Below are 23,890 nucleotides of genomic sequence, written 5' to 3' on the forward strand. Positions count from 1 at the left end.
GATTGCTTATCAAGAGTGGTGGAGGGACTGGCCCTATGAAACCCGGCAACCAGATCATTATGATCATGGTGCTAATTCCAACAGACGGAACGTCTGGGAGATGAGCGTGTCCGACTTTGTCTTGTCGTGCCCGCCACTCTTCATGAGTAGCGGGCTTTCATTTTGGAGGAGGAAAAACAGATGAACATCAAACAGAAAACAGCACTCGTAGGAACTTCACTACTCGCCGCTATCGCACTCTCGGCGTGCGGTCAATCGGACGCGAGCGAATCGCTCAGCACGGAGTCGCTCACGATCGGCGTCACGGGGGGTCCACACCAACAAATCGCCGAAAAAGTGCAAGAACTCGCGGCCGAGGACGGCCTCGAGCTCGACATCAAAGTGTTCAACGACTATAACACCCCGAACACGGCGCTCGCCGAGGGCAGTCTCGACGTGAACAGTTATCAGACGCTCTCATTCCTTGAACTGCAAAAGTCCGACAAAGGCTATAAGATCGACGACGTGTTCAAGACCGTCGCGTTCCCGATGGGTCTTTACTCGGAAAAGTTGACCGACATTGAGGACTTGAAAGAAGGCGACAAGGTCGCCGTCCCGAACGACCCGGCGAACGAGCTGCGCGCACTCCGTCTGTATGAGACAGCGGGCCTCATCACGCTGAAGGAAGGCTTGACGGACAAGGCGACGAAACGCGACATCGCCGAGAACCCGCTCAACCTCGAATTCATCGAGCTCGAGGCGTCTCAGCTCCCGACCCAGCTCCCGGAAGTCGCACTCGCGGCCATCAACACGAACTTCGCGATGGGTGCCGGCCTGTCAATCAACGAGGACGCCTTGTTCCACGAAGACACGGTCGACAACCCGTATCCGAACTACGTCGTCGTCCGTACCGACAACAAGGATGACGAGGTCGTCGCGACGCTCAAGTCGTACTATCACTCGGACGAGGTCCGGACGTTCATCGAAGAGACGTTCGACGGCTCGATCGTCCCGGCGTTTTAAGGAGGGCCTATGATCGCACTTAAAGGAATCACGAAGACGTTCACGGTAAATAAAGGTGCTGTCACCGCACTCGACGACGTCTCGCTCACGATCGAGAAAGGCGAGATCTTCGGCATCATCGGCCGAAGCGGGGCCGGCAAGAGCACGCTCATCCGCATGATCAATCTGCTCGAACGCCCGACGTCGGGCCAGGTCGAGATCGAAGGGCAGGACATCACGAAGCTCGACAAACGTGGGCTCTCAAAACTCCGCCATCGAATCGGAATGATCTTCCAACACTACAACCTGCTCAAGACGGCGACCGTCGAAGAGAACGTCGCCATCCCGCTCCGGCTTGAAGGTCTCGACAAGGCAACGATCCGTGCTCGCGTCGACAAATACCTCGACATCGTCGGCTTGACGGACCATCGGAAACATTATCCCGAGCAACTCTCGGGCGGACAGAAGCAACGTGTCGCCATCGCCCGGGCCCTCGCGCATGAGCCGGACATCCTGCTCAGCGACGAGGCGACGAGCGCGCTCGACCCGGAGACGACCGAGTCGATCCTCGACCTCTTGCTCGACATCAACCGCGAGCTCGGACTGACGATCTTTTTGATCACGCACGAGATGGAAGTCATCGAGCGCATCTGTGACCGGGTCGCGGTCATCGAGGCCGGCCGAATCATCGAGGAAGGGGACGTGCTCGACGTGTTCTCGGACCCGCAGCATGCGACGACACGCAAGTTCTTGAAGACGAACCTCGATGTCCCGAAAGAGGTTGTCGAAGAGTTGAGCACGCACGGGATGCTCGTCAACTTGTCGTTCATCGGTCATCAGAGTGAACAGGCCGTGCTCGCCCAGTTGACGAAACGGTTCGGCTTGCTCCCGAATATCATCGGGGGCGGCATCAAAAAGCTAAAAGGCGGTCTCGTCGGCAATCTGCTCGTCCATTTGGACGGGGATGAGGCCCAGACCGACCAAGCCGTCCGCTTCTTAGAGGCGAGCGGTGTGAAAGTGAAAGAGGTGACGAACCGTGCTTCAGTTTTGGGAAAATTGGGGTGACTTGATTTGGACGGGGACGATCCAGACGCTCACGATGACCGGCATCGCGCTCGTCATCTCGACGTTGATCGGACTGCCGCTCGGGACGCTTCTCGTCTTGACGCGACCGAACGGCCGGCTCGCCAATCGTTATTTCTACGGGGCGTTATCAAGTGTCATCAACGTCGTCCGTTCCATCCCGTTCATCATTCTCTTATTCTTCATCCTCCCGTTCACCCGTTTTATCATGGGCACGACGATTGGCGTCCAAGGCGTGCTGTTGCCGCTCATCGTGTTCACGGCCCCGTATATCGCCCGGCTCATGGAGTCGGCGCTACTCGAGGTCGACCGTGGGGTCGTCGAGGCGTATGAGGCGATGGGCATCTCGACCCGTAAAATCATCTGGTACGTGTTGATCCGGGAGGCCCGCTCTTCAATCGTGCTCGGTTTGACGATCGCGACGATCGGTTTGATCGGGGCGACCGCGATGGCAGGACTCGTCGGGGCCGGAGGACTCGGCGATATCGCTTACCAATACGGGCATCTCCGGTTCGAACCGGAGGTCATGTACGTGACCATCTTCGTCTTGATCCTGCTCGTCCAATCGATTCAATCGTTCGGTAACCGCTTGGCGGCCCGACTCAAGAAGGCATAAGAAAAGAGCTCTGCTTCGGCAGGGCTCTTACTTGTTGTCGAGCAATCGTTTCAATTCGGCGATTCGGTCATGGCGCGGGATGAACGTACGAATCTCTTTCTCGCTGAACCCGATCTGAATCCGATTGTCGTCGACGACGATCGGACTCTTCAAGATTTGGGGGTGCGACGCCACAAAGCTGTACAGCTCACGGAGCGACATCTCGTCAAGTTGGTCCGCCGCTTGTTTGTACACGCTCTTTTGGACGGACAACAGGTCGGTCGTCCCGTTCTCGGTGAGGCGGAGCATGTCTTTGAACTCGGTGAACGACATCCCTTGATCGGTCAATTTTTTCTCGATGAATGGGATGTTCTGTTCGCGTAACCAATCAATCGTCTTACGGGAAGAACTGCAGCTTGTATGTGTGAATACGGTGACCGTCACGGCAACCACTTCTCCTTTACGTAAGTATGGACTTCTCTATTTTCTCTCATTCATACGTTTCGAACGCGAAATATGTTTCAAATCACATATACTTTTTATCGCCATCGGATGATTTGTCGTCAGTCAGTTCGGGTACATGACGAAAGAGACCATAACCGAGGAGGGATTTACATGTTTGATTACACGGTCAAGACAGACCAGACGGTCGAAGCGGTCGTCGAGAAGCTGAAAGCGACGCTCAAGGAAGAAGAGTTCGGAGTGCTCTGGGACTTTGATTTGAGCGAGACGCTCGAAGAGAAAGGCCAAGCGATCGACGGGGACTATCGCATCCTTGAAGTATGTAATCCGAAAGAAGCGAAGAAAGTCATCACGGCACATCGGGAAGGCGGCTATTTCCTGCCTTGTAAGCTCGCTGTCTTCACGAAAGACGGGGCGACCCATGTCGGGATGCCGAAGCCGACGAAACTGATCGAGCTGATTGAGGATGAGTCGCTTCAATCGATCGCCCACGACGTCGAGACGCGACTGACGCGTGCGATTGATCAAGCCGTATAATTGAATGAGCGAACCCGTCCATGAGAGTGGACGGGTTTTTTCCTGTTCCTCCTTAAAGTCATATAATGGTAAAATTGGTACAAATAGATTTTAAGGGGCGGATGATTTGAAAAAGTTAGCCAGTGCACTCGTATTATCCATGGGCTTATTGGCCAGTTGCGGTGGGGAAAAGCCAGACGTCGTGAACTTGTCGTATGTCGATGCGCATTGGACCGTTAACAAGTATGCCGAAGAGAAACTGATTTCCCTTCATTCAGCCGACGAGACACTTCAAGCCTGTACCGGTGACTTGACGACCGAGCTAAAAGGCGACTTGACCGTATTCGATACGATTGTGGCGAACCGCTATCCGATGACGGACACGGGTGAAGAGTATGCGTTCAAGGCCGTATCGTATATGAAAGGAGATGAGAATTATGCCATTTGTCGTGATATGGCATCAAATCGATTCTCAGCGCAAGTGATCGAGTCGTTCCCTGACGATGTGGACGTGAAGACAGGTACACCGATTAATCGCTATCCCGTAGTCGGACCGGCCGACGATTCCGCCAAAACCGCCTTGCGCAATGCGGATGAATTGAATGAGTCAGGCAACCCGATTGAACCGTTCCTCGATACGATTGTCGCCTTCTCCCCGGCTCTGTACGGCGAGATTGAATTGGAGGTCGGAGGAATGCCGAGTCCATATCCGTTGTTCTCGTTCGACCCGTCGATGGCCGGCATGACTGATATCAAATTGGCAATTGGTTATGACAAGCTCACTGAGAAACCGTATTTGCTGCTCATGTTTGCGGATCTTTATTTCTCTGTGACTCCGCTCGAATCGATGATTGACCCGACGACAGAAGGACATACATATGAGGGGTTAACCGTCGAACGTCTCCCGCTTGAGACGGAGCTCGTCCCGGACAAAACTTACCCGCTGTATGAGTTTTCCTATACCCGTGATGGAAAAGTCGTCAATGAGACGATGGCGTTCAACTACCGCACCTCTGATTTATTGTCGACAGCGGAACGAAAGAAGCTCGAGACACAGCTTGAGGAAGACTACATGCCACTTGTGACCGGTCCACTCATTTACCTTCACCAACAACCGTTCAATACAGAATCTCCTTTGTCATACCCTGCACTCTTAAAAGCGGCCGGCAACGAGATGGACGACCTCGTCCAAGCGATCGACTCTGCGGAGCCGACGAACCGTTCAGGCGAGGAGGGTGACTACAGATACTTGACGATTGTCGATGGACACAAAGGTCAAGAGTTCGAGGTGACGTATAAACAGCGATCGAAGAAGCTGGATATCTACGTGACCGACCGATCAACCGAAGAGACATATAAACTGACGAGCGAAGGGGCCGAGACGTTCTTGTCTTACTTCCCTGATTTGAAGAAGAAATGAGTGGAATCAACATGAAGAAACGAGCGTTGATGGCATTGTCACTGTTATGGTTGACGGCAGGCTGCTCGGAAGATGTGGACGTCGTCCGCTATGGCCATATCGAGGAGCACTGGCAAGCCGAACGGGTTACGTTGAACAGTCAAGAGCCTGTAGTGGATGCCGAAACAATTTTGAACCAATGTGAAGACAAGGAACGACTGACCGAACTAGATGGAGAGACGTTTTCAATCCTCGGGATGGCGTATGCGACCCGGGCCCCGCTTATGAATGATGACTATTATGGATATAGTTTTAATGAAGTGACCTATGTCGAGGGGGATACAATCTATGCGCTCTGTAAATCAGACCGGATGGACGGGATGGAAGGGTACCGGGCCGTCGAGCTCGAGGCACGGCCGTCTTTCTTAAAAGACGAAGTTGGCACGGAGATCTCGTTCCTTCCGAACGTCCATGTCGCGACGGAGAACGAGCGGGCCTCGCTACATGAGCCGGACGCCTTCTATGACAATGGACAAGACATGGAACCGTATCCGGTCACACTTATGAGGATTTCGCCTGGATTTAGCGGCACGGTCGAGATTGGGATTGAAGAAGGGGGCTACTTTAACCCATTCTTCCACTTTTTGCCGAACCTTAGACCGTCCGATGTGTTTATCGCATTAGGACGAGATAAGGCCACGAACATGCCTCATCTGCTCCAGTCTTATGGTGGAGACAAGGCTCGCTATTCCTCCTCCATTTTACAAGATGCCGATTTGCTCAACGGGGCTGACAGTTTAACCTTCCGTCGAATCCATAACGGCGGCACGATGGAACCGATGACACCTTATCCGCTATATGACCTCACGATTGACGTGGACGGACAAAACGTAACAAAAACCGTGTCGATGCGCTATCGAACGAGCCCTCTCCTTACAGATCCTGCAGATCTAGACGAGATAGCGGTCGCTTACCTCCATCAGTATCCGTATCACCGGGAAGTCCCGCTCCCTTACCCTGATGCGGTGAACGTGAGCGGAAAAGCGTATGACCGATTGGTCGAAGCCCTCGAGACCGCTAGACCGTCGACGAAGAGTGGTGATACGAAAGACTATAAGTATTTGACGCTGTTGCACGGGAATCTCGGTCAACAGTTCGATGTCAGTTACCAGCAACGGTCGAAGAAAGTCGATGTCTTCGTGAAAGACGTGAAGTCCGGGGAAGTGTTCAAACTGTCGAGCGCTGGGGCGGAGACGTTCCAAGAGTTATTCCCACAGGCTTTCGAATGAACAGATTGGACGTGAATCAGGGAGGGATGCGCTGTTGAAACGCATGTTAGCTGGATATGTCATCTGCGCGGGACTGTTGCTTGGAGGTTGTGCCAGTAGCGAGGAAGACGTGGATCCGTCTCGTATCGAGTACCAAACGATACATACTGATGGGGACTACGGGCCGACACGCACCATTACCGACGCTGAGACGAATGCCGAGCTTGACCGAACGACCGAAGAAATCAAATGGGAAGACCAGCCCGTCCCAATCGATCGTGATCCGGATGTAAAAGCGACGTTCGTGTTCACGCCGGACGATGCGCCCGAGCGTTCGCTCGACTTCGGAATCTGGTTCGATGAGCGGATGATCGGCGGTATCGAGCCGCAGGACAGCCGGGGTGAACTCACGGCCGACCAAGTCACGCTGTTCAAATCAATATTCGATGACCAGGAATGATAGGGGACCCGTGCACTGCACGGGTCCTTTGTTCATGGACTTAGCAGTGAACCAACTGGAAAACACTTCAAATTCAAGATATTGACTCAATTTCAAAAACCGACGCTATTCAGGACTTTTCACACAGGGTACACTAGAATTCCGCTACATTCCAGGAATAAAGCACTAAAGGAAATCGAGAAAAGAAGGTAGGAATAATCGGAATGGAACTGACAAAGACCGCTAGCCTCTCATCCCCTGACGTGCTCCGTGCCCTCGAGGCCAACGTGGCGATGATCCGATTCGACCGTCAACGACGCGTCGTCGATGTGAACGACCTCTTCGCCAAGGCAATGAAATATAAACGTGACGAAATGATCGGGATGCACCATCACTTGTTCTGCACGCCAAGTTTCGTCAGCAGCCCGGATTATCAAGCGTTTTGGAACAAGCTGTTCGACGGTTTCAGTTCGGCCGACAAGATTGAGCGCATCGACGCCCGTGGCGATTCGATTTGGCTCGAGGCCACCTATATGCCGATCTATGAACAGGACGAAGTCGTCGGCGTCGTCAAAATCGCCTCCGACATCACGAGTCGCCAACAGACGATCGAAGAATACGCGCGCTCATTCCGTGACATGGCAGAAAACCTCGACACCCGGGCCCAACGCGGCATGGAAGAGAGTCAACAGTTGAAACAGACGATCGAACGCCTTGATGCGGACTCGAATCAGAACTTGAAGACGCTCGCAAACTTGCAAGAGCAGGCGGGCGAGATCACGAAAATCGCCAGTACGATCAAAGAGATTGCCGCCCAGACGAACCTGTTGTCGCTCAACGCCGCCATCGAGGCCGCACGGGCAGGTGAGCACGGTCTCGGCTTCAACGTCGTCGCGACCGAGGTGCGGAACCTGTCACGTCTCGTCGAACGCGCCGTCATCGAAGTGCGCTCGAACACGGATGGGATGAACAAAGAGCTCGTCTCGATCGTCGACGGTGTATCCCGCTCCAGTGCAGACATTCAAGAGAGTGTGCGCATCATGGAACAGACACTCGAGCGGTTCGAGCATATCGAACAGTCGGCCGAATCGCTGAACGGGACAGCCGAGCGGTTCACCTCCGCCATCTAAAAAAACCAATCGGACATGCCTCCTGACAAGGGACACGTTCAATTGGTTTTTTTGATTTGCAGCGTATGGCCATGCTGTTTCAACCAGGCCATCGCGCCGGCGACGTCTGGATACACTGACGCAAGCTTCGACCAGAACGCTTTCGAGTGGTCGAAATGAACGAGATGGGTCCATTCGTGGGCGATGACATAGTCCATGACGTCCCGCGGGGCGAGCATGAGCCGGACGTTGATCGAGATTGTCCCGGTCGAACTGCATGACCCCCAGCGCGTCTTTTGGTGGCCGATGCGGATTCGGCTCGCCTTCACACCGAGCTGACGTTCATAGTGGGGCGCCCGATTCGTGACGTAGTCGAGAGCCCGCTCGCGGAGCCAAGCTTCGTGCGCTTTCCGAAGCGATGACTCGTCCCATGCAGCGGGACAGTGAAAGTTTTCGCCGTCGAAACAGAACCTTGTCTCGGTATCACGTTTGACGAGCGGGAACGTCTCCCCATGTAGGTTCAACCTGTCGTCGGGCAAGGCGTCACGCTTCGGCAATGCGGCGAGGCGATCTTCGATCCAGCCGGCATGCTCCGTTAAAATCGTCTCGACGACCCGGTTCGGGAGCCTAGCTGGAATCCGCAGCTCGATTCCGTCCGGCGTTACGAAGAAGGCCGCCCGCTTCCGGCGTTTATGGCGGATGATGGTCACGTCCATCAGGTTCACCTCCTTGTAGTATCTCGGTCGATTATAGCCGACGTGCCCCGAATCCGCCATCGTTTTGCGGACTCGGACGTCCGTTTTTTGTTACAGTAGGAGTAGGAGGGATGAACATGAAATCAATCTTACATCAATCGCTTGACCGGACCGGAACAGATTCGGTGAAATGGGACGGGCTCGACCGCTGGTTCCATTTGAAAGATGACGTCTTGCCGCTTTGGGTGGCGGACATCGATATCCGCACGGCCCCGTCCATCTCAGAGGCGCTCACGGCGCAGGCCGCGACAGGCGAGTTCGGATACACATTATTCTCTAGAGAGGCGCAAGCGGCTGTGAGTTCATGGTACGACCGCCGTCACGGGCTCAACGTCGATGCCAATCACGTCTTGTTCTCGAGTGGAGTCGTACCGGGATTGACGCATATCGTCGAGGCGTTGACGGAGGAAGGGGATGGGGTCGTCATCCAGTCGCCCGTCTATCCGCCATTTCATGAACTGGTCACCGGGTTGAAACGGGAGTTGCTCGACGCCCCGCTTCGTCAAGTCGATGGTCGCTACGAGATGGATTTTGATGCACTCGAGACACAGATGCGCAAGGCGAAGCTGTTCTTGCTCTGCTCGCCGCACAACCCGGTCGGACGGGTATGGACCGAGTCCGAGCTGAAGCAAGTCGTCGAGCTGGCACGTCGCCATGACGTTATCCTCGTCACTGATGAGATCCATGCTGATTTGACGTACCCGTCACAACGGCACACTGCCCTCAATAGACTCGATGACTCGGTCATCACGGTGAGTGCGCCGTCAAAGGCGTTTAATATCGCTGGACTGTTCGCTTCTTACATCATCTGTCCGGATGATGCGATGCGTAAACGAATCATCCAAGTCCAGAACAAACATCACGTCCTGCCGACACCGTTCGCGAACACGGCCATCATTGCCGCCTACACGGATTCGCGCGCCGAGCGTTGGCTTGACCAGTTGACGGCCGAACTCGAAGAGCAGGCGACGTACCTCGTCGAGCGGCTTCAGGAAGAACTACCACAATTGAAGACGTTCATGCCCGAGGCGAGTTATCTCCTCTGGATCGACTTCGCGGGGCTCGGTCTTGAACCGGAAGCGCGGAAGAAGTGGCTGCACGAGCAAGTCCGTCTGTTCTTGTCACCAGGCCTCCCGTTCGGTGCGTCAGGGACGACGTTCGAACGGCTCAATTTCGGGACGGCACGACCGGTGCTTGACGAGGCACTCAAGCGCCTGACAGAACATGCCGGTGGAAAGGCGTTTGTATGAATCAAGAAACGGGAAAAATTTCACAATGAGCCACAAAACTGACATGGCAATAGAAAGCGAGTGAATGCGATGGAGACGATCAATTGGAAAAAGAAGATGGAAGAACAACTGAGGCGTAGCGGATTCACGTTACAGGTCGAGAACATGGCCAACCTTGGTCTGACGGAGATTCATGCATCTTCGTCCCCGTTGATCTCGTATCCGCTCCGGATTCGGCTGTACGTGCGTATGGGATGGCTCATGTGCACCGTCGATGCGACCTCGGTCGATCGGAACGAGGACCATCCGCTGTTCGAGCGCATGATCGCCGCCGTGTTCGAGCGCATCGTCCGCCATCTGTATCACGCCTATGACTTCCATGTCTTGACGTACATCGGTAACACGGGCAACTATATCGCACCGAAGGACTCGGAGACCGGGGAAATCGTCCGCTTGCTCGCGCAACTGTGGACCGACCGCTCCTACCTGCACTTAGAGACGTATGAAGAGTATCCAGCGTTATACGTGACGCCGCCATGGGCGCACCAAGCCTACGCGTTTGAGAGCACCGAAGACGAATGGATTGTCTATGCGGGCCGGAGCGGCCGTCCGGCGACGGACTATCGCGCCGACGGGACCGAACTCAAACCGCATCGCCTGGCGGAGGGGGACTTGTTCTTCCCGGTGCACCGGATTCAGAAAGACCGAGGCACGCTCGCGCTCGCCGAATGGTTACGGCTCGAGCGTCGGGAGGTCGAGGATTTCATGCTCGCCTTCATGAAGACGATCCAAAAGTTCGATCCAGCCTTCGGATTTTCTTGGGGTGGGGTGGACACGTTCTTTCACGGGGTACCGGTCGAGCCATACGCGCAAGTACTCCGGCTGGAGAGCGGGAAGCGACGTTATCGGGTCATGAACAACTCGGCGAAGCGATTGTTCGCGGTGGCTGACGATCCGCTCGAATGTTTGAAAGAAGTCGAACAGACGTTACGGACGGTCCGATTACCGGAACAACGCGTCTCGGCACTCGGGCAGCTCGTCATGGGCATTTGGCAACAGTTCGAAGCCGACGAGACGACGTATATCCAAAAAGTCGCCTATCGCGGCATCTCGCAGTTCCAAATCGAAGAAAAGATTGGTCATGCCTTGGCGAACCGGCAACGAATTCGCTGGATCGATAAGGCCGACCCTCGCCAGTCCGTCATCGAATTCGCCCATCTGCGGATTTCATTCCCGAAACGACCACCCGGTATCGTCACCGTCGAACCGGTCGAATCTTCTTATGAGAGAGGTGCACTATGAGAATCGTTGATGCACGTGCCATGTCAATCAGCCATGAGGACTTGATCGCGGTCAGCGAGACGTCCGTCTATTACCGCGAGAAGTCGGGTGAGACAAGTTTCTCGATCTTCCGCTATGACGAAGAAGACGGTTCCGTCACTCCGGTCGGCCGTCGTGTGTATGAAGACTACGGGATCTCGAAGCTGTTCGTCAGTAAGGACCGCGTCTATTTCTTGAACGAGACACCGGACCGGACCGGGGTCGTCCGAACGGAACTGATCGCCTTTGATTACCGCTCTGGACAGGAGGCTGTGCTCGCGACATTCGAGAAGCGAGGCAACAGTACGCTCTATTGGGTACTCGCCGATCGTTACTTCCTGTTCTTGACGAGTTTCGGGGATGCGGATGAGGCATGGTTGTATGATGCCGAGACGTCGTTCCAAGAACGGATCCGTGATGAACGGCTCGTCGGCCATGCCGGTAAGTTCCGCGAGCTGTATCTGTTCACGACCGAGCTGGACGGGCTCCCTTATATCGTCTGTAACGCCCGATTGGACGAGTTCGCCTATTACGAGGCGCTCGAGGACGGACGGGTCTCGCCAGACGATGCGATCGACCACTCGGAAGCGATCCTCATCTGTTCGCTCGACGAGGCGGTCGAGGCTATCCGGGACCGACAAGGGGAGATCCCGTTCGAGGACTTGATTCGGCTCCATGGGGAAGGGGACACGGTCCAATATCTCGGGGAACGGGACGCGAAACTGCGGTTCTCTGCGTTCGTCGATGCAGCGAATGAGGAGACGATTTATGAGTTGACGGCACCGGACGTGCTCCGGGAGGTCACGGTCGTCGACTGGGGGGCCTATGAACCGATCGACTTCACGTATGATGATGTCAGTTCGACGGTCTTTATCAAAGTCGAGGAATCGGAAGATCACACCGAACTGATTGACGCGACGACCGGTGCCCGCTTCCTCGATACGGCTCCGTTCGAGCGCGTACTCGCTTCGACCTATTTCATCCATGAATCGGCTGAAGGAGGGGGCGGCGTGAGCATCTTCAACCTCGAGACGAACGAACGTCAAACGTTCGAGGACGCCTACTATACAGTGCTCGATGAGACGATTGTCATCCTCTCGACAAAACAGTTATGACAAAAACACCCGAACCTATCCTGTTGATAGATTCGGGTGTTTTATCGTGGTTTACATAATAAGTTATCGTAAACCGGTTAACGCTTGTTTTTTCTTCTCGTCACCGATATGGGCATATACTTGCGTCGTCGCCACCGACTCGTGTCCGAGCAGTTGTTGGATCGTCAAGACGTCGACCCCGCTCATGGCGAGACGAGAGGCGAACGTGTGTCGCAATTTATGCGGCGTGACCTGCTTGTGCGTCAAAAATGGCAGATATGGCTTCAAGCGGTCGATGTGCCCTTTCAACGCGTGCTGCACCGTGCGGACCGAGATCCGTTTGCCTTTCTCGGAGCAGAATAAGGGACCTGCGCCTTGACCACGATATCCGTCGAGGAGCGGCTCGAGCGGGGAGGCGATCGGGATGACGCGTTCCTTGTTCCCTTTCCCGATGACACGGATCGTCCCGTTCTCTCGGTCGATGTCGTTCCAATCAAGGCCGACAAGTTCGGAGACACGCATCCCGGTCAACCCGAGCAGTTGGATCATCAGGAAGTCCCGGTCCCGATTGCGTTCGTACCAGCTCGCCTCGCGGTCGGACATGCCGACGTTGCTGCGGACGAGCGTCGAGAAGTCGAGCCATTCCTGTTCGGTCAAATAGACCGGGTTGCGCTTGGCGCGCTTCGGTCGCTCGACGGCCTGGAACGGGTTGTGCGCCGTGATGCCCGTCTCGATCAGATGATTGAACAGCGACTGCATCGACGACAGTTTGCGGTTGATCACGCTCGGTGCGTTGTCGAGCTCGAGGGCGAGGTACGTCGCGTACGCCTCAGCCCCGGCATGGTCGAACTCGACGAACGATTCGATTTCGACCGATGACGGGTCGAAATCGGATGCACTCGCGGTCTCGACCCAGCGGAAGAAATCCAAAAAATCATACAGATAGCGCTGCGCGGTCTGCTCCGAGTAGTGTTTGGCGGCCATGTGGTTCAAGAATCTTTGGATGAAGCCCGGCATGCGTTCATAGCCGCTCAAGTTGAAACGTCTCGCGTCGACTTTCGTTGGTGATTGGCCGAGCTGGCGGAATATACTCAAAAAATCGCTCCTCGCTTAATGATGGATTGACGTGACGATGCGGTCTTTCCCGGCCTGTTTCCCGGCCCGGAGCCGGTCGTCCGCCTCTTTGACGAGCGTGTCGACGGGCTTGAACCCGCGGTGTGTCGTGACACCGAATGTCATTGTCACGCTGAGCCGTCGTCCCTCATAAATCGTCTCGAGAGATTTGATTTGCTGTCTCAGGTGGTCGATCGCTTGCGCCGCCTCGTCCTCTGACTGGTCCGTCAAGAACAAAAGAAATTCCTCGCCGCCCCAACGGACGGCAACGCCGTCGGTCCGCGTGAGTGCAGAGGCGACTTGTTTGAGCACAAGGTCGCCGCAGTCGTGGCCATGCCGTTCATTGAACGACTTGAAATGGTCGATGTCGGCCAAGACGACCGCATACGGGCGTCCCGACAAGACCGCTTCACGGATCGCCTCTTCGATTAAACGGTATCCGGTCGTACGATTATAGAGACCGGTCAGACCGTCCCGCGAGGCGAGGGTATGTAGCCGTTCGTTCGTCTGTTCGAGTTCGGACGTCACCTCGACGACCGCCCCTTCGAAGATGAATGACAGCCCGGCGATCAAGGCGATGGTCGCGAGTAAACATGTCACCCCGATGACTTGCTCGAGGGTCGGGCCGAGCGGCGATGTCCCGTCCGTCACGTTCACATATAAATAGCCATAGATTACCATGGCGAGCATCGTCGAGGCGATCCGGATGGCCCGGCTCACGTTCGGCATGAAGAACACGCCATAGGCGACCGTGAGGATGAAGTAGTGGACGTTCGCGCCCCAGCCAAGGACGATTGTCGAGATGATGGCGTTATAGACGACCTCGACGAAGAGACCGATGAAGAACGTCCGATAATATCGTTTATGTACAAAATAAAAAGACAATGTGTAATAGAGAACGCTGAGTACGTTCGACCAGGCAAGGACGGTTACGTCAAGTCGCCAAAACGTGATCAAGAACACGACATGGATGAGCCAAGCGAACACGTTCCCATAAAAAGTGATGCGGTAATTATATAGTGTACCGCGACGTTCCTCATAGGCTGTTCCCACGCGAACACCTCCTTTTTTCAGTATACCGAACCCATCCTCATTTGCCCATGCCTATCCAACAATCGATTAAAATTGACACGCACAAACGCCTTTAAATCGCACGTATAGTTGCGTGAAATAGATATTTCACGCAACGTTTGTTCACGCGCCATTTTCATCCGAGACAACATCAACCTTCGAACCAGAAAGATAATGTCATATATCATGGTTTACATAATAAGTTATGGTGAACCAATTGATTTGTTTTAAAAATTTGAAAGAGTTACAGTTGTATGATAAAAGAAAATAAAGCTTGAAACGGTGATTCAGGTAAAGGTACACTGAGAACGTAAACAAAAGGGGGATTTCAGGATGGACGATCAACGTTTGAAACAATGGCTCACCGAAGCGAAGACGATTGCTGTCGTCGGCGTGTCAGCGAACCCGAACAAGACCGCGAACCAAATCGCAGAGTATCTGCTGTTGCAAGGTTACACGGTCATCCCTGTCAATCCGACGCTCGAGACGTGGAACGGACGCAAAGTCTATCCGACGGTCGAGAGCATCCCGGGGCGCGTCGATATCGTCGACGTCTTCCGACGCAATGAGTATTTGGCCGGCGTGGCCGAAGATGCCGTCCGACATGGGGATGTCGGTCTCGTCTTCAACCAGCTCGGGCTCACCAGCCCGGACGCCGAGCGGATCGCTCGCGATGCCGGACTCGACTACATCGAAAATCGATGCATCTATGTCGAGCACGCCCGCCTTCTCGGTTAAGACCTACCTCCTTGGTAGGTCTCCTTTTTTTCACGAGCCCCGCTCGCGGAGGGAGGCTTGCCAGAATCCAAAAACAGCTATACAATAGGATAGAAAAACGAACGTGTGTTCGAAATTGAGGTGACGAAGATGTCAACAGACTTATTTAATTACAATGAAGACGCCATCCAGGTGCTCGAAGGACTGACTGCTGTCCGGAAACGTCCGGGGATGTATATCGGTTCGACCGACCATCGCGGCTTGCACCATCTCGTCTATGAGATCGTCGATAACGCGATCGATGAGGCGCTCGCCGGATTCGGTGGCCAAATCGATGTGACCATCCATAAAGATGACGCCATTACGGTACGCGACCACGGGCGTGGTATGCCGACTGGGATGCACGCCTCCGGGAAACCGACGCCAGAGGTCATCTTCACGGTCCTCCACGCCGGCGGTAAGTTCGGCCAAGGCGGCTACAAGACGTCAGGCGGACTCCACGGGGTCGGCGCCTCGGTCGTGAATGCACTCTCGAGCAAGGTCCTCGTCACGATTTATCGTGACGGCAAAGTGTTCGAGCAGACGTTTGCCGACGGTGGGATTCCGCAGACGACGCTCCTTGAGACCGGAAAGACGCGTCAGACGGGGACGAGCGTCTACTTCAAACCGGACGCCTCGATCTTCTCGACGACGACATATAACTACGACACGCTCGCTGAACGGCTCCGTGAATCGGCATTCCTGTTAAAAGGATTGACGATCACGTTGACGGACGAGCGTTCGGATAAAGAAGAGACGTTCCATTACGAGGAAGGGATTGCCGAGTTCGTCCAATATTTGAACGACGACAAGGCGACGCTTCATCCGATCGTCTACTTCGAAGGGACGGAGAACGATATCGAGCTAGAGCTCGCCTTCCAGTTCACGGACGCCTATTCTGAGAACGTCCTCTCGTTCGTCAACAACGTCCGGACTCGTGACGGCGGCACGCACGAGGTCGGCGCCAAGACGGCGATGACCCGCATCGTGAACGAGTATGCCCGTAAGAACGGATTGTTGAAAGAAAAAGACAAGAACCTCGACGGCGGTGACGTCCGCGAAGGCTTGACGCTCATCGTCTCGGTACGGATCCCGGAAGAATTCCTCCAGTTCGAGGGGCAGACGAAATCGAAACTCGGTTCGCCCGAGGCACGTACGAGCGCTGATGGTGTCATGGCCAAACAACTGACGATCTTCCTCGAGGAGAACCCGCAGATGGCGACGATGCTCATCAAGAAGGCGATCCGCGCCGCCCAGGCCCGCGAAGCCGCCCGGAAAGCCCGGGAAGAGGCGCGCAACGGCAAGAAGAAGAAACGTTCGAGCATCTTGAACGGAAAACTGACGCCGGCGACGTCGAAGAACGCCGCCAAGAACGAACTGTTCCTCGTCGAGGGTGACTCGGCCGGCGGTTCGGCTAAACAGGGCCGTGACCGGACGTTCCAGGCCATCCTGCCGCTACGCGGGAAGGTCATCAACTCGGAGAAGTCGAAACTTCAGGACATCATGAAGAATGAGGAAATCAATACGATCATCCACGCGATTGGGGCCGGGGTCGGCCACGACTTCGACCTTGAGGACTGCAATTTCGACAAAATCATCATCATGACCGATGCCGATACGGACGGGGCCCACATCCAAGTGCTCCTGTTGACGTTCTTCTTCCGTTATATGCGCCCTCTCGTCGAGGCCGGCAAAGTGTTCGTCGCCTTGCCGCCGCTCTATCGGATTTCGAAAGGGAAAGGCAAGTCGGAACAGTTCGAGTACGCTTGGGACGAAGAGGCGCTCGAGAAGCTCGTCAAAGTGTATAAGAAGGGCTATATCCTCCAGCGCTACAAAGGTCTCGGTGAGATGAACGCCGACCAGCTATGGGAGACGACGATGAACCCCGACACACGGACGCTCATCCGTGTCACGGTCGACGATGCTGCCGTCGCCGACAAGCGTGTCTCGGTGCTCATGGGGGACAACGTCGCCCATCGCCGGGAATGGATCGAGGAGAACGTCGCCTTCGGCCTCCAGGAAGATGATTCGATCATCGCCAATGAACACGTGACTAAAGCGATTGAGGAAGTGATGTAACGATGTCGACGATTCAACACATTTTAAACTTGTCGCTCGAACAGGTCGTCGGTGACCGCTTCGGGCGTTACTCGAAATATATCATCCAGGACCGGGCCCTCCCGGACGCGCGCGACGGCCTCAAACCCGTTCAGCGCCGCATCCTGTATGCGATGCACCATGAAGGCAACACGAACGAGAAACCGTACCGCAAATCGGCCAAGACGGTCGGTAACGTCATCGGTAACTATCACCCGCACGGTGATAGTTCCGTCTATGAGGCGATGGTACGCCTATCGCAGGACTGGAAGTTGCGTTACCCGCTCATCGACATGCACGGGAACAACGGCTCGATGGACGGCGACTCGGCTGCCGCGATGCGGTATACCGAGGCCCGTCTGTCGAAGATTGCCGGCGTCATGCTGACGTCGATCTCGAAGAACACGGTCGACTATACGCCGAACTTTGACGATTCGACCGAAGAGCCGCTCGTCTTGCCGTCACTCCTCCCCAACCTGCTCATGAACGGGACGACGGGGATCTCTGCCGGTTATGCGACCGAGATCCCGCCGCACAACTTGACCGAGGTGCTCAACCTCGCCATCGCCCGCTTGAAAGGTGAGGTCGAGACGACGAATGACGCATTCCGTTATATGCAAGGACCTGACTTCCCGTCTGGCGGGATTGTCATGGGCAAAGACGGCATCTTGAAGGCGTTCGAGACCGGAAAAGGCAAGGTCATCATCCGTGCCAAATCGGTCATCGAGCCACTTAAGGGAGGCCGTGAACAGATCACCATCACCGAACTCCCGTATGAGGTGAACAAGGCGAACCTCGTCAAGAAGATGGAAGAGCTCCGTCTCGACCGCAAAGTCGAAGGTGTCGCCGAAGTCCGTGACGAGACCGACCGGACCGGCGTCCGCGTCGTCATCGAATTGAAGAAGGAAGCCGATGCGGAAGGTGTGCTCCATTTCTTCTTGAAGCATACCGATCTGCAACTCGCCTACAACTACAACATGGTCGCCATCGTCAACCGGACACCGAAACAGATGGGTCTCTTGTCGATCATCGACGCGTACTTGAAGCACGTCGAAGAAGTCGTCACCCGTCGCACGACGTTCGAGCTCGATCAGGCGAAGAAACGCGCCGAAATCGTCGACGCGCTCGAACAGGCCATCTCGGTCCTTGACGAGACGCTCGAACTCATCCGTTCGGCCAAAGACAAGTCCGAGGCGAAACAGAAGCTCATGGAGCGGTTCTCGTTCACGGACCGTCAAGCCGAAGCGGTCGTCATGCTCCAACTTTATCGGTTGACGAACACGGATATCGTCGAGCTCCAAAAAGAGGCGAAGGCGCTCCAAAAAGAGATTGCTCGCCTCGCCAACATCTTGAACGTCGACGCGACGAAACGGAAGCTCATCTCGAAAGAGTTGACCGCGCTCCGTGACGAGTTCGGCGACGCACGGCGCTCGGTCATCGAATCGGAAGTCGAAGAGTTGAAACTGAAGACAGAGGTCATGATCGCCGTCGAAGAGACGATGGTGTTCGTCAGCCGCGACGGGTACGTCAAACGTTCATCGATGCGCTCATATGGCGCCTCGAGCGACGAGATGCCGGAGATGAAGCAGAAAGACCGTCCCGTCCTCGTCACCCAGGCGATGACGACGGACCACTTGCTCGTCTGGACGAACAAAGGCAGCTACTTGCTCATCCCGGTCCATCAGATTCCAGAGTCGAAATGGAAAGACGCCGGACAGCATGTGGCCAACCTCGTGCCAATCGAAGGCGAACAAGTCGTCTCGGCCGATGTCGTCTCGACGTTCGACACCGACGCGCACTGCCTGTTCGTCACGCGTGAAGGCATGGTCAAACGGACGCCGCTCCGTGACTATGACGCCCAACGCAAGTCGAAGGCGCTCATGGCGCTCAAGTTAAAAGGTGACGATGAGGTCGTCTTCGCTGGCATCAGTGACGGTCCAGGACAACTGTTCCTCGTCTCTGAGCGCGGCTATGGCCTCTGGTTCAAAGAAGACGATGTTCCGGTCGTCGGCCAACGTGCCGCCGGCGTCAAAGCGATGAACTTGAAAGATGGCGATGTGGTCGCCGATGCCTTTGCCTTCTTCACACCGCCGCTGTTCGTCCTCGTGACGCAACGTGGAGCGGTCAAGAAGATGAAGCTCGAGGATCAGTTCGACTGCACGAACCGCAACTTGCGCGGGACGATGCTCATCCGCGAAGTCAAATCGAAACCGCACCAGATTCGTCGTGTGCTCCCGGTGCATGACGATGAAACGCTCCACATCATCGGGAAAGAGAAAGCGAAGACGGTCAAGACGAAGCAATTGACGCTCTTGGACCGCTACGCCAACGGCTCATTCGTGTTTGATGAAGAGACGTTCGGTGAGATTGAGGACGTGTATCTCGATTGAGATCGAACTAAAGAAAACCCTGTACCAGAGACGATTGTCTTTGATACAGGGTTTTTCTTATGGATTCAAAGCTCGGCCTCTATCAGATAGCGCTCCAAATCGGTCTGTTGGCGCAAATGATGACGGGTATGCATCCCGATGAGGTCGTACCATTCCTGGGCGTTCAGCCAACCGAAACCGCCATGCCGGGCTTTGACGTCAAGGTTCGCCGCGCGGGCGAGCGGTTCAAGGCGGTTCAAGCGTGCAGATAACTCGTCGATTCGTCGTTCGAGCATCTCGCGCTTGTCCGTATTGTTCGGAGGTTGGTTCATCTCATCAGGTAAGCGGATTTTGACCGGTGGGAAACCGCCCATCCGGAACAATCGTTCACCGAACTCGGTCTTCCCGAGCGGTTGTTCTTCAGTGGAAGCGAGACACCGTTCAATCTCGTCCGCATATTCCTCGGCCACCACGATGATATGGTCGTACATCTGCCCGATTGACCAAATGCCTGCTGCTGCCTGATAACGGAGCTGCCGCTCGGTATAGCCGTCCAAGTCTGCTTTGAACTGGGATAACAGTGAAATCGGCATGTCCAACCTCCTTCGATTTGATTCTCTATCCAGTATAACACGGAGGCATCAGCTGATTTTTTCAACTCCATGTCACATTAGTTTCTCTTAGGAGCGGGTATTTCTAAAAGGAACAACGATCTCTTTTGGCGAATGGGACAGGAGGACAAATCATGGGGGGATACGTATGTCACAGTGGCTCGATTGGGCCAAGCGGCTACAGGCGCTGTCACAGGCTGGCTTGACGTTTACGAAAGACGAGTTCGATCGAGAACGTTACCTCGAACTCCAACGAATCGCGACCGAGATGTTCGAGCAACAATCTAATCTTGCTTTGCATGAAATCACCGAATTGACCCACGTCGATGGTTATCCGACACCGAAGCTCGACGTCCGAGGCGTCGTCTTCAAGGATGACGCAGTGTTACTCGTCAAGGAAAGGTCAGACGGACTTTGGACGCTTCCGGGTGGCTTTTGTGAGATCGGACTGTCCCCGGCAGAGAACATCATCAAAGAGATCGAGGAAGAGGCCGGTTTCGATGTCGCACCGATTCGGCTGCTTGCTTTGTTCGACATGCATCATCACGACCATCCGCCGTTGTCGCAGCATTACTATAAACTGTTTATCGAATGCGAGTTGATTGGTGGAGAGGCGCAAATTAGTCATGAGACGAGCGAGGTTGCGTTCTTTACACGAGACGCCTTACCACCTTTGTCACTTGCTCGGAACACGCGAGAGCAGCTCTATATGTGTTTTGAGGCCCGTTGGCAAGAAGATTGGACCACGTTATTCGATTAAGGGGAGGGGATTCCATGAAAGTCACACGTTTTGATCACGTCCATCAACTGACGTTTTTCGCACCCATCTTACCAATCAACGTCCAACTGATTGAACGTGAGCTCGGGCTTGTCTTGATCGATACAGGGCTCGCGCAGAACGCGGAATCGATTTTAGCGTATATCGAGACGTTCGAACGCCCGCTTCTCGCTATCTTGTTGACGCATGCCCATGGAGATCATGTCGGCGGTGTCGATACGATTTTGAAAGCCCATCCTCATGCCGAGCTGTACGTCTCGAGGCGCGACGCCCGTCTCCTTGAAGGGGACCGGACGACTGACTCGGACGAGAGGGCTCTCAAACTGAAGGGTTCTCTCCCGAAAATCCACTCCTTGCCGGATAAATTGCTTGACCCAGGTGAGCGGCTGTTCGGCTTACGGGTCTATCCGGCAGCGGGTCATACCCCTGGTTCGATTGCTTTTTTCGATGAGAAAGAGCGGATTTTGTTTGCGGGAGATGCATTTCAGACGCGTGGGGGAGTCGCCGTGGCAGGGGACGTCCGTCCGTTGTTCCCGCTGCCGGGTATCGCGACATGGGATAAGCGTGCAGCGTTAGAGCATGCGGAGAAGTTGATCGATCTCGCACCGCAACGTACGTTCGTCGGTCATGGGCAACCAGTCGCCGGGACACATCGGCTCTATTTGGCACTGAAGCGGGCCAAACGCAAGCAAGCACGTCTATTTTTACGATAATCCGGGGGTGCTCACAGGTGGAATTACGCGAGATTCAGACGACAGATTATCAACTGGCCGAGCAAATGCTCGAGATTCAACGAAACGCTTATGCGGTCGAGGCCGAGCTAATCGGTTTCGATGAAATCCCAGCGCGTTATGAAACGGTCGAGGTGATCCAGAATCTGCCCGGTACGAGCTACGGTTTGTATAACGACGGGCGGTTGATCGGCTTTATCACGATTGAAGCGGCTGAGAACACGGTCGAGGTCACAAAACTGTGCATCGATCCTAGATATTTCAGGGCGAGACTTGCAACGACGTTGCTCGAACACGTGCTCAGCTTGCACGAGGACAAACTCGTCTATGTGCACACCGGCAAACATAATGGACCGGCCAAGAAACTGTACACGAAGCTCGGTTTCGAACCAAGCGCCGAGTTCGAACCGGAACCAGGTGTCACTTTGATTCGTTTTACACGATCTTGAATCCCTTTTCTCAAATTTCAAATTCCGTCTCACTACTTTAAGTATACTAAAGGATTGAGACGAAGTTTTATTTTTACTGATAATATATGTTATGTTAACTAAGGGAAAAGTTAAGAAAATCGATGCCAGATATGAGGTCTCTCCTCTCGAAAAAAATCAGAATATCTTGTACCAATACAACGTCATATCGATGTTCGGATTGCCGGTCTGTTTGAGCGTATCGATACCTCCGAGCGCGAACCCTTCTTTCGCATAAAATCGACACGCGATCACGTTATCGTTCTGCGCTTCGAGCGACAATCCAAGCAACGAGTGCTCGATTGCCCACGTCTCTGCAACTTGTATCAGCAAATGGCCAATCCCGCTGTGTCGATAGCTATTACGGACCGCGATGTTCTCGATATACGCAAAACGGTTCCAATCTTTCACCACACGGATCTGTCCGATACATGTCGTCTCGTCGAATGCCAAGAATACTTGTTTGTCCTCACTGTTGATGTATTCATGCCAGTCCAGTGAATCGTTCGGGAAGCTCGTCACACGGGCTTTCTCATATAACTGTTCCTCGTACGTCCAACCCCCGTCACAAAAGCTCGGAATGATTTTCCCGAGGATTGGAAACGGTTCGTTTGCTTCGTTCACGACGTTGATAGACTCCTCATTCAACGCTTGAATCGAGATGTCTAGTGCATCTTCCATTGCAGCATTCTCCTTTCGATATGTCATGACCGCTCTTACATCGTCTCACCAGACTAGCCATACAGTGATGGTTATGAAATCAGGATTGGCGGCTCTGTTGATATCACTTCGACCACATCATTTGATGTCAGGAACACGTAATGTTGAATATCATAAACCGTTTCGTAAATGTTCTCCGACTCTTCAGCTAACCATTTTAAATAGCTGGAATCGCTCACTTTAAAGAGTGTCCAGTCGCTAAAAAAATCAGGGTCATAATGTTTATATAAATGCTTTAGCGTTTTGAAAAGCGTTCCTTCGTCTGTATTTCGATACGATTGCACAAGTCCGTCAAACAAGAACGTATAGGTGTTCTCATCCGCATCCATAAACACGAGTCTTAATCCGTCTTTGTCATCAATTAGCGCCTGCAGTTCCAGCTTAGCCGGTATCTCTGGGTTAACGGCCCATCTTTCCCATTTCTCCACGTGTATCTCCTTCTTCTACTCTCATTATCTCTACATTACATACCCATCGAGAATAGGGCCATGAAATTCCAAAGTGACAATCCTAGTGGAATGAGCGACAGGATGGTCACCCATCTTTTCTTTGTAAATAGTCCAATCAATAGTGTAATTAAGCCTATTGCTAAAACGATGATCATGGTCATAAAGGTCATGGTTGATCCATCTCCCGTAGCTAGATTATTGTAACTGGTTTTTAAGATGACTTCTAATCATTCACAACTCATCTTTTATATGATTTGCTAGATTGCTATGAAACTCCTCTTTCTGTTTGATACATCATGGCCAACATCGACGATTCCTTAACTCAACTTCATTCATTGTTGGACAAAGTCCCTTTCCCATCCGCACAACTATTTATATACATGTCCACAACTGTTTCGTCGGAAATTGTAAACTGTATCACTTAACTGAATCGTTAATTCAAGGACATGATAACGCTTTATGGATTTATGTTTTAAAT

At 53.9% G+C, this 23,890-nt stretch carries 24 protein-coding genes and 1 riboswitch; of the genes, 17 read left to right on the forward strand and 7 right to left on the reverse strand.

What is annotated here, in order from left to right; genetic code table 11:
- Positions 1–3: 3 nt before the first annotated feature.
- Positions 4–107, forward strand: a riboswitch (SAM riboswitch).
- A gap of 73 nt (positions 108–180) precedes the next feature.
- Genes KNP79_RS11520 through KNP79_RS11530 form a run of 3 tightly spaced genes read left to right on the forward strand, consistent with a single transcriptional unit; the run spans position 181 to position 2,680 of the window.
- Entirely contained in the window at positions 181–1,002 is an 822-nt protein-coding gene (locus KNP79_RS11520) for a MetQ/NlpA family ABC transporter substrate-binding protein (protein ID WP_152567737.1), read from the forward strand.
- Between the two features lie 9 nt (positions 1,003–1,011).
- Positions 1,012–2,046, forward strand: coding sequence for a methionine ABC transporter ATP-binding protein (locus tag KNP79_RS11525; protein WP_214753272.1), 1,035 nt, complete (start codon positions 1,012–1,014; stop codon positions 2,044–2,046).
- Positions 2,047–2,080: 34 nt separating this feature from the next.
- On the forward strand, positions 2,081–2,680 hold the full coding sequence (locus tag KNP79_RS11530; RefSeq protein ID WP_251130456.1) for a methionine ABC transporter permease: 600 nt from the start codon (positions 2,081–2,083) through the stop codon (positions 2,678–2,680).
- A gap of 27 nt (positions 2,681–2,707) precedes the next feature.
- Here the strand turns inward: KNP79_RS11530 and KNP79_RS11535 are convergent, their stop codons facing one another.
- A complete protein-coding gene (locus tag KNP79_RS11535) occupies positions 2,708–3,103 on the reverse strand; it encodes a Spx/MgsR family RNA polymerase-binding regulatory protein (protein WP_021067479.1) in 396 nt (131 codons plus the stop codon).
- Between the two features lie 171 nt (positions 3,104–3,274).
- Between KNP79_RS11535 and KNP79_RS11540 the strand changes: the two genes are divergently transcribed.
- The 5 genes from KNP79_RS11540 (at position 3,275) to KNP79_RS11560 (ending at position 7,873) form a co-directional block, all read left to right on the forward strand.
- Positions 3,275–3,658, forward strand: coding sequence for a DUF302 domain-containing protein (locus KNP79_RS11540; RefSeq protein WP_034777646.1), 384 nt, complete (start codon positions 3,275–3,277; stop codon positions 3,656–3,658).
- A 106-nt stretch (positions 3,659–3,764) separates the two neighbouring features.
- The gene (locus tag KNP79_RS11545) at positions 3,765–5,057 is read left to right on the forward strand and encodes a hypothetical protein (protein WP_215192434.1); all 1,293 of its coding nucleotides are present in this window, start codon (positions 3,765–3,767) and stop codon (positions 5,055–5,057) included.
- An 11-nt stretch (positions 5,058–5,068) separates the two neighbouring features.
- Positions 5,069–6,325 (forward strand): hypothetical protein, encoded by a 1,257-nt coding sequence (locus tag KNP79_RS11550; protein WP_215192436.1) that lies wholly within the window; start codon positions 5,069–5,071, stop codon positions 6,323–6,325.
- 34 nt (positions 6,326–6,359) lie between these two features.
- A complete protein-coding gene (locus tag KNP79_RS11555) occupies positions 6,360–6,764 on the forward strand; it encodes a hypothetical protein (RefSeq protein ID WP_214753280.1) in 405 nt (134 codons plus the stop codon).
- 203 nt (positions 6,765–6,967) lie between these two features.
- Positions 6,968–7,873, forward strand: coding sequence for a methyl-accepting chemotaxis protein (locus KNP79_RS11560; protein ID WP_034777642.1), 906 nt, complete (start codon positions 6,968–6,970; stop codon positions 7,871–7,873).
- Between the two features lie 38 nt (positions 7,874–7,911).
- Here the strand turns inward: KNP79_RS11560 and KNP79_RS11565 are convergent, their stop codons facing one another.
- Complete coding sequence (locus KNP79_RS11565; protein ID WP_215192438.1) at positions 7,912–8,568, reverse strand: M48 family metallopeptidase; 657 nt, start codon at positions 8,566–8,568, stop codon at positions 7,912–7,914.
- A 116-nt stretch (positions 8,569–8,684) separates the two neighbouring features.
- Between KNP79_RS11565 and KNP79_RS11570 the strand changes: the two genes are divergently transcribed.
- The 3 genes from KNP79_RS11570 to KNP79_RS11580 all read left to right on the forward strand — a co-directional run bounded on the left by KNP79_RS11570 (position 8,685) and on the right by KNP79_RS11580 (position 12,271).
- Positions 8,685–9,857: a MalY/PatB family protein gene (locus tag KNP79_RS11570; protein WP_215192440.1), complete on the forward strand. Its 1,173-nt coding sequence runs from the start codon at positions 8,685–8,687 to the stop codon at positions 9,855–9,857.
- A 69-nt stretch (positions 9,858–9,926) separates the two neighbouring features.
- Positions 9,927–11,138 carry a hypothetical protein gene (locus tag KNP79_RS11575; protein WP_215192441.1) on the forward strand — a complete coding sequence of 404 codons (1,212 nt, stop codon included), beginning with the start codon at positions 9,927–9,929 and terminating at the stop codon, positions 11,136–11,138.
- Positions 11,135–12,271 carry a hypothetical protein gene (locus tag KNP79_RS11580; protein ID WP_215192444.1) on the forward strand — a complete coding sequence of 379 codons (1,137 nt, stop codon included), beginning with the start codon at positions 11,135–11,137 and terminating at the stop codon, positions 12,269–12,271. The genes KNP79_RS11575 and KNP79_RS11580 overlap by 4 nt, the downstream gene beginning before the upstream one ends.
- A gap of 63 nt (positions 12,272–12,334) precedes the next feature.
- Here KNP79_RS11580 and KNP79_RS11585 read toward each other — a convergent pair whose 3' ends face one another.
- Positions 12,335–13,345: a tyrosine-type recombinase/integrase gene (locus KNP79_RS11585; protein ID WP_215192446.1), complete on the reverse strand. Its 1,011-nt coding sequence runs from the start codon at positions 13,343–13,345 to the stop codon at positions 12,335–12,337.
- Between the two features lie 15 nt (positions 13,346–13,360).
- Positions 13,361–14,416, reverse strand: coding sequence for a GGDEF domain-containing protein (locus tag KNP79_RS15875; RefSeq protein WP_215192448.1), 1,056 nt, complete (start codon positions 14,414–14,416; stop codon positions 13,361–13,363).
- Positions 14,417–14,767: 351 nt separating this feature from the next.
- On the opposite strand from KNP79_RS15875, the gene KNP79_RS11595 reads away from it, so the two are divergent.
- From KNP79_RS11595 to parC, 3 genes are all read left to right on the forward strand, one after another.
- A complete protein-coding gene (locus KNP79_RS11595; protein ID WP_034777629.1) occupies positions 14,768–15,172 on the forward strand; it encodes a CoA-binding protein in 405 nt (134 codons plus the stop codon).
- Between the two features lie 129 nt (positions 15,173–15,301).
- Positions 15,302–17,269, forward strand: a complete 1,968-nt coding sequence (gene parE / locus KNP79_RS11600; RefSeq protein WP_031200243.1) for a DNA topoisomerase IV subunit B — start codon at positions 15,302–15,304, stop codon at positions 17,267–17,269.
- A 2-nt stretch (positions 17,270–17,271) separates the two neighbouring features.
- Entirely contained in the window at positions 17,272–19,677 is a 2,406-nt protein-coding gene (gene parC, locus KNP79_RS11605) for a DNA topoisomerase IV subunit A (RefSeq protein WP_138859420.1), read from the forward strand.
- A gap of 65 nt (positions 19,678–19,742) precedes the next feature.
- Here the strand turns inward: parC and KNP79_RS11610 are convergent, their stop codons facing one another.
- The gene (locus tag KNP79_RS11610; protein WP_215190069.1) at positions 19,743–20,249 is read right to left on the reverse strand and encodes a DinB family protein; all 507 of its coding nucleotides are present in this window, start codon (positions 20,247–20,249) and stop codon (positions 19,743–19,745) included.
- Between the two features lie 166 nt (positions 20,250–20,415).
- Between KNP79_RS11610 and KNP79_RS11615 the strand changes: the two genes are divergently transcribed.
- From KNP79_RS11615 to KNP79_RS11625, 3 genes are read left to right on the forward strand one after another with little or no spacing between them, the layout of a single operon-like run.
- Complete coding sequence (locus KNP79_RS11615; protein WP_034777626.1) at positions 20,416–21,027, forward strand: NUDIX hydrolase; 612 nt, start codon at positions 20,416–20,418, stop codon at positions 21,025–21,027.
- 14 nt (positions 21,028–21,041) lie between these two features.
- Positions 21,042–21,758, forward strand: coding sequence for an MBL fold metallo-hydrolase (locus tag KNP79_RS11620; protein ID WP_034777625.1), 717 nt, complete (start codon positions 21,042–21,044; stop codon positions 21,756–21,758).
- A 17-nt stretch (positions 21,759–21,775) separates the two neighbouring features.
- On the forward strand, positions 21,776–22,225 hold the full coding sequence (locus tag KNP79_RS11625; protein WP_215190070.1) for a GNAT family N-acetyltransferase: 450 nt from the start codon (positions 21,776–21,778) through the stop codon (positions 22,223–22,225).
- 156 nt (positions 22,226–22,381) lie between these two features.
- Here the strand turns inward: KNP79_RS11625 and KNP79_RS11630 are convergent, their stop codons facing one another.
- Both KNP79_RS11630 and KNP79_RS11635 read right to left on the reverse strand, forming a co-directional pair.
- Complete coding sequence (locus KNP79_RS11630) at positions 22,382–22,924, reverse strand: GNAT family N-acetyltransferase (protein ID WP_215192450.1); 543 nt, start codon at positions 22,922–22,924, stop codon at positions 22,382–22,384.
- 71 nt (positions 22,925–22,995) lie between these two features.
- Entirely contained in the window at positions 22,996–23,391 is a 396-nt protein-coding gene (locus KNP79_RS11635) for a hypothetical protein (protein ID WP_214797498.1), read from the reverse strand.
- Between the last annotated feature and the right edge of the window lie 499 nt (positions 23,392–23,890).

It is taken from the genome of Exiguobacterium sp. s7 (genome assembly GCF_018618195.1).
GTDB lineage: Bacteria > Bacillota > Bacilli > Exiguobacteriales > Exiguobacteriaceae > Exiguobacterium > Exiguobacterium mexicanum_A.

Excerpts from the sequence above, each read along its gene's own strand:
- KNP79_RS11520 (WP_152567737.1), top strand. The coding sequence starts at position 181 with ATGAACATCAAACAGAAAACAGCACTCGTAGGAACTTCACTACTCGCC.
- parC (WP_138859420.1), top strand. The coding sequence starts at position 17,272 with ATGTCGACGATTCAACACATTTTAAACTTGTCGCTCGAACAGGTCGTC.
- KNP79_RS11610 (WP_215190069.1), bottom strand. The coding sequence starts at position 20,249 with ATGCCGATTTCACTGTTATCCCAGTTCAAAGCAGACTTGGACGGCTAT.
- KNP79_RS11540 (WP_034777646.1), top strand. The coding sequence starts at position 3,275 with ATGTTTGATTACACGGTCAAGACAGACCAGACGGTCGAAGCGGTCGTC.
- KNP79_RS11620 (WP_034777625.1), top strand. The coding sequence starts at position 21,042 with ATGAAAGTCACACGTTTTGATCACGTCCATCAACTGACGTTTTTCGCA.
- KNP79_RS11580 (WP_215192444.1), top strand. The coding sequence starts at position 11,135 with ATGAGAATCGTTGATGCACGTGCCATGTCAATCAGCCATGAGGACTTG.
- KNP79_RS11565 (WP_215192438.1), bottom strand. The coding sequence starts at position 8,568 with ATGGACGTGACCATCATCCGCCATAAACGCCGGAAGCGGGCGGCCTTC.
- KNP79_RS11615 (WP_034777626.1), top strand. The coding sequence starts at position 20,416 with ATGTCACAGTGGCTCGATTGGGCCAAGCGGCTACAGGCGCTGTCACAG.
- parE (WP_031200243.1), top strand. The coding sequence starts at position 15,302 with ATGTCAACAGACTTATTTAATTACAATGAAGACGCCATCCAGGTGCTC.
- KNP79_RS11560 (WP_034777642.1), top strand. The coding sequence starts at position 6,968 with ATGGAACTGACAAAGACCGCTAGCCTCTCATCCCCTGACGTGCTCCGT.
- KNP79_RS11550 (WP_215192436.1), top strand. The coding sequence starts at position 5,069 with ATGAAGAAACGAGCGTTGATGGCATTGTCACTGTTATGGTTGACGGCA.
- KNP79_RS11525 (WP_214753272.1), top strand. The coding sequence starts at position 1,012 with ATGATCGCACTTAAAGGAATCACGAAGACGTTCACGGTAAATAAAGGT.
- KNP79_RS11630 (WP_215192450.1), bottom strand. The coding sequence starts at position 22,924 with ATGGAAGATGCACTAGACATCTCGATTCAAGCGTTGAATGAGGAGTCT.
- KNP79_RS11570 (WP_215192440.1), top strand. The coding sequence starts at position 8,685 with ATGAAATCAATCTTACATCAATCGCTTGACCGGACCGGAACAGATTCG.
- KNP79_RS11530 (WP_251130456.1), top strand. The coding sequence starts at position 2,081 with ATGACCGGCATCGCGCTCGTCATCTCGACGTTGATCGGACTGCCGCTC.
- KNP79_RS11575 (WP_215192441.1), top strand. The coding sequence starts at position 9,927 with ATGGAGACGATCAATTGGAAAAAGAAGATGGAAGAACAACTGAGGCGT.
- KNP79_RS11595 (WP_034777629.1), top strand. The coding sequence starts at position 14,768 with ATGGACGATCAACGTTTGAAACAATGGCTCACCGAAGCGAAGACGATT.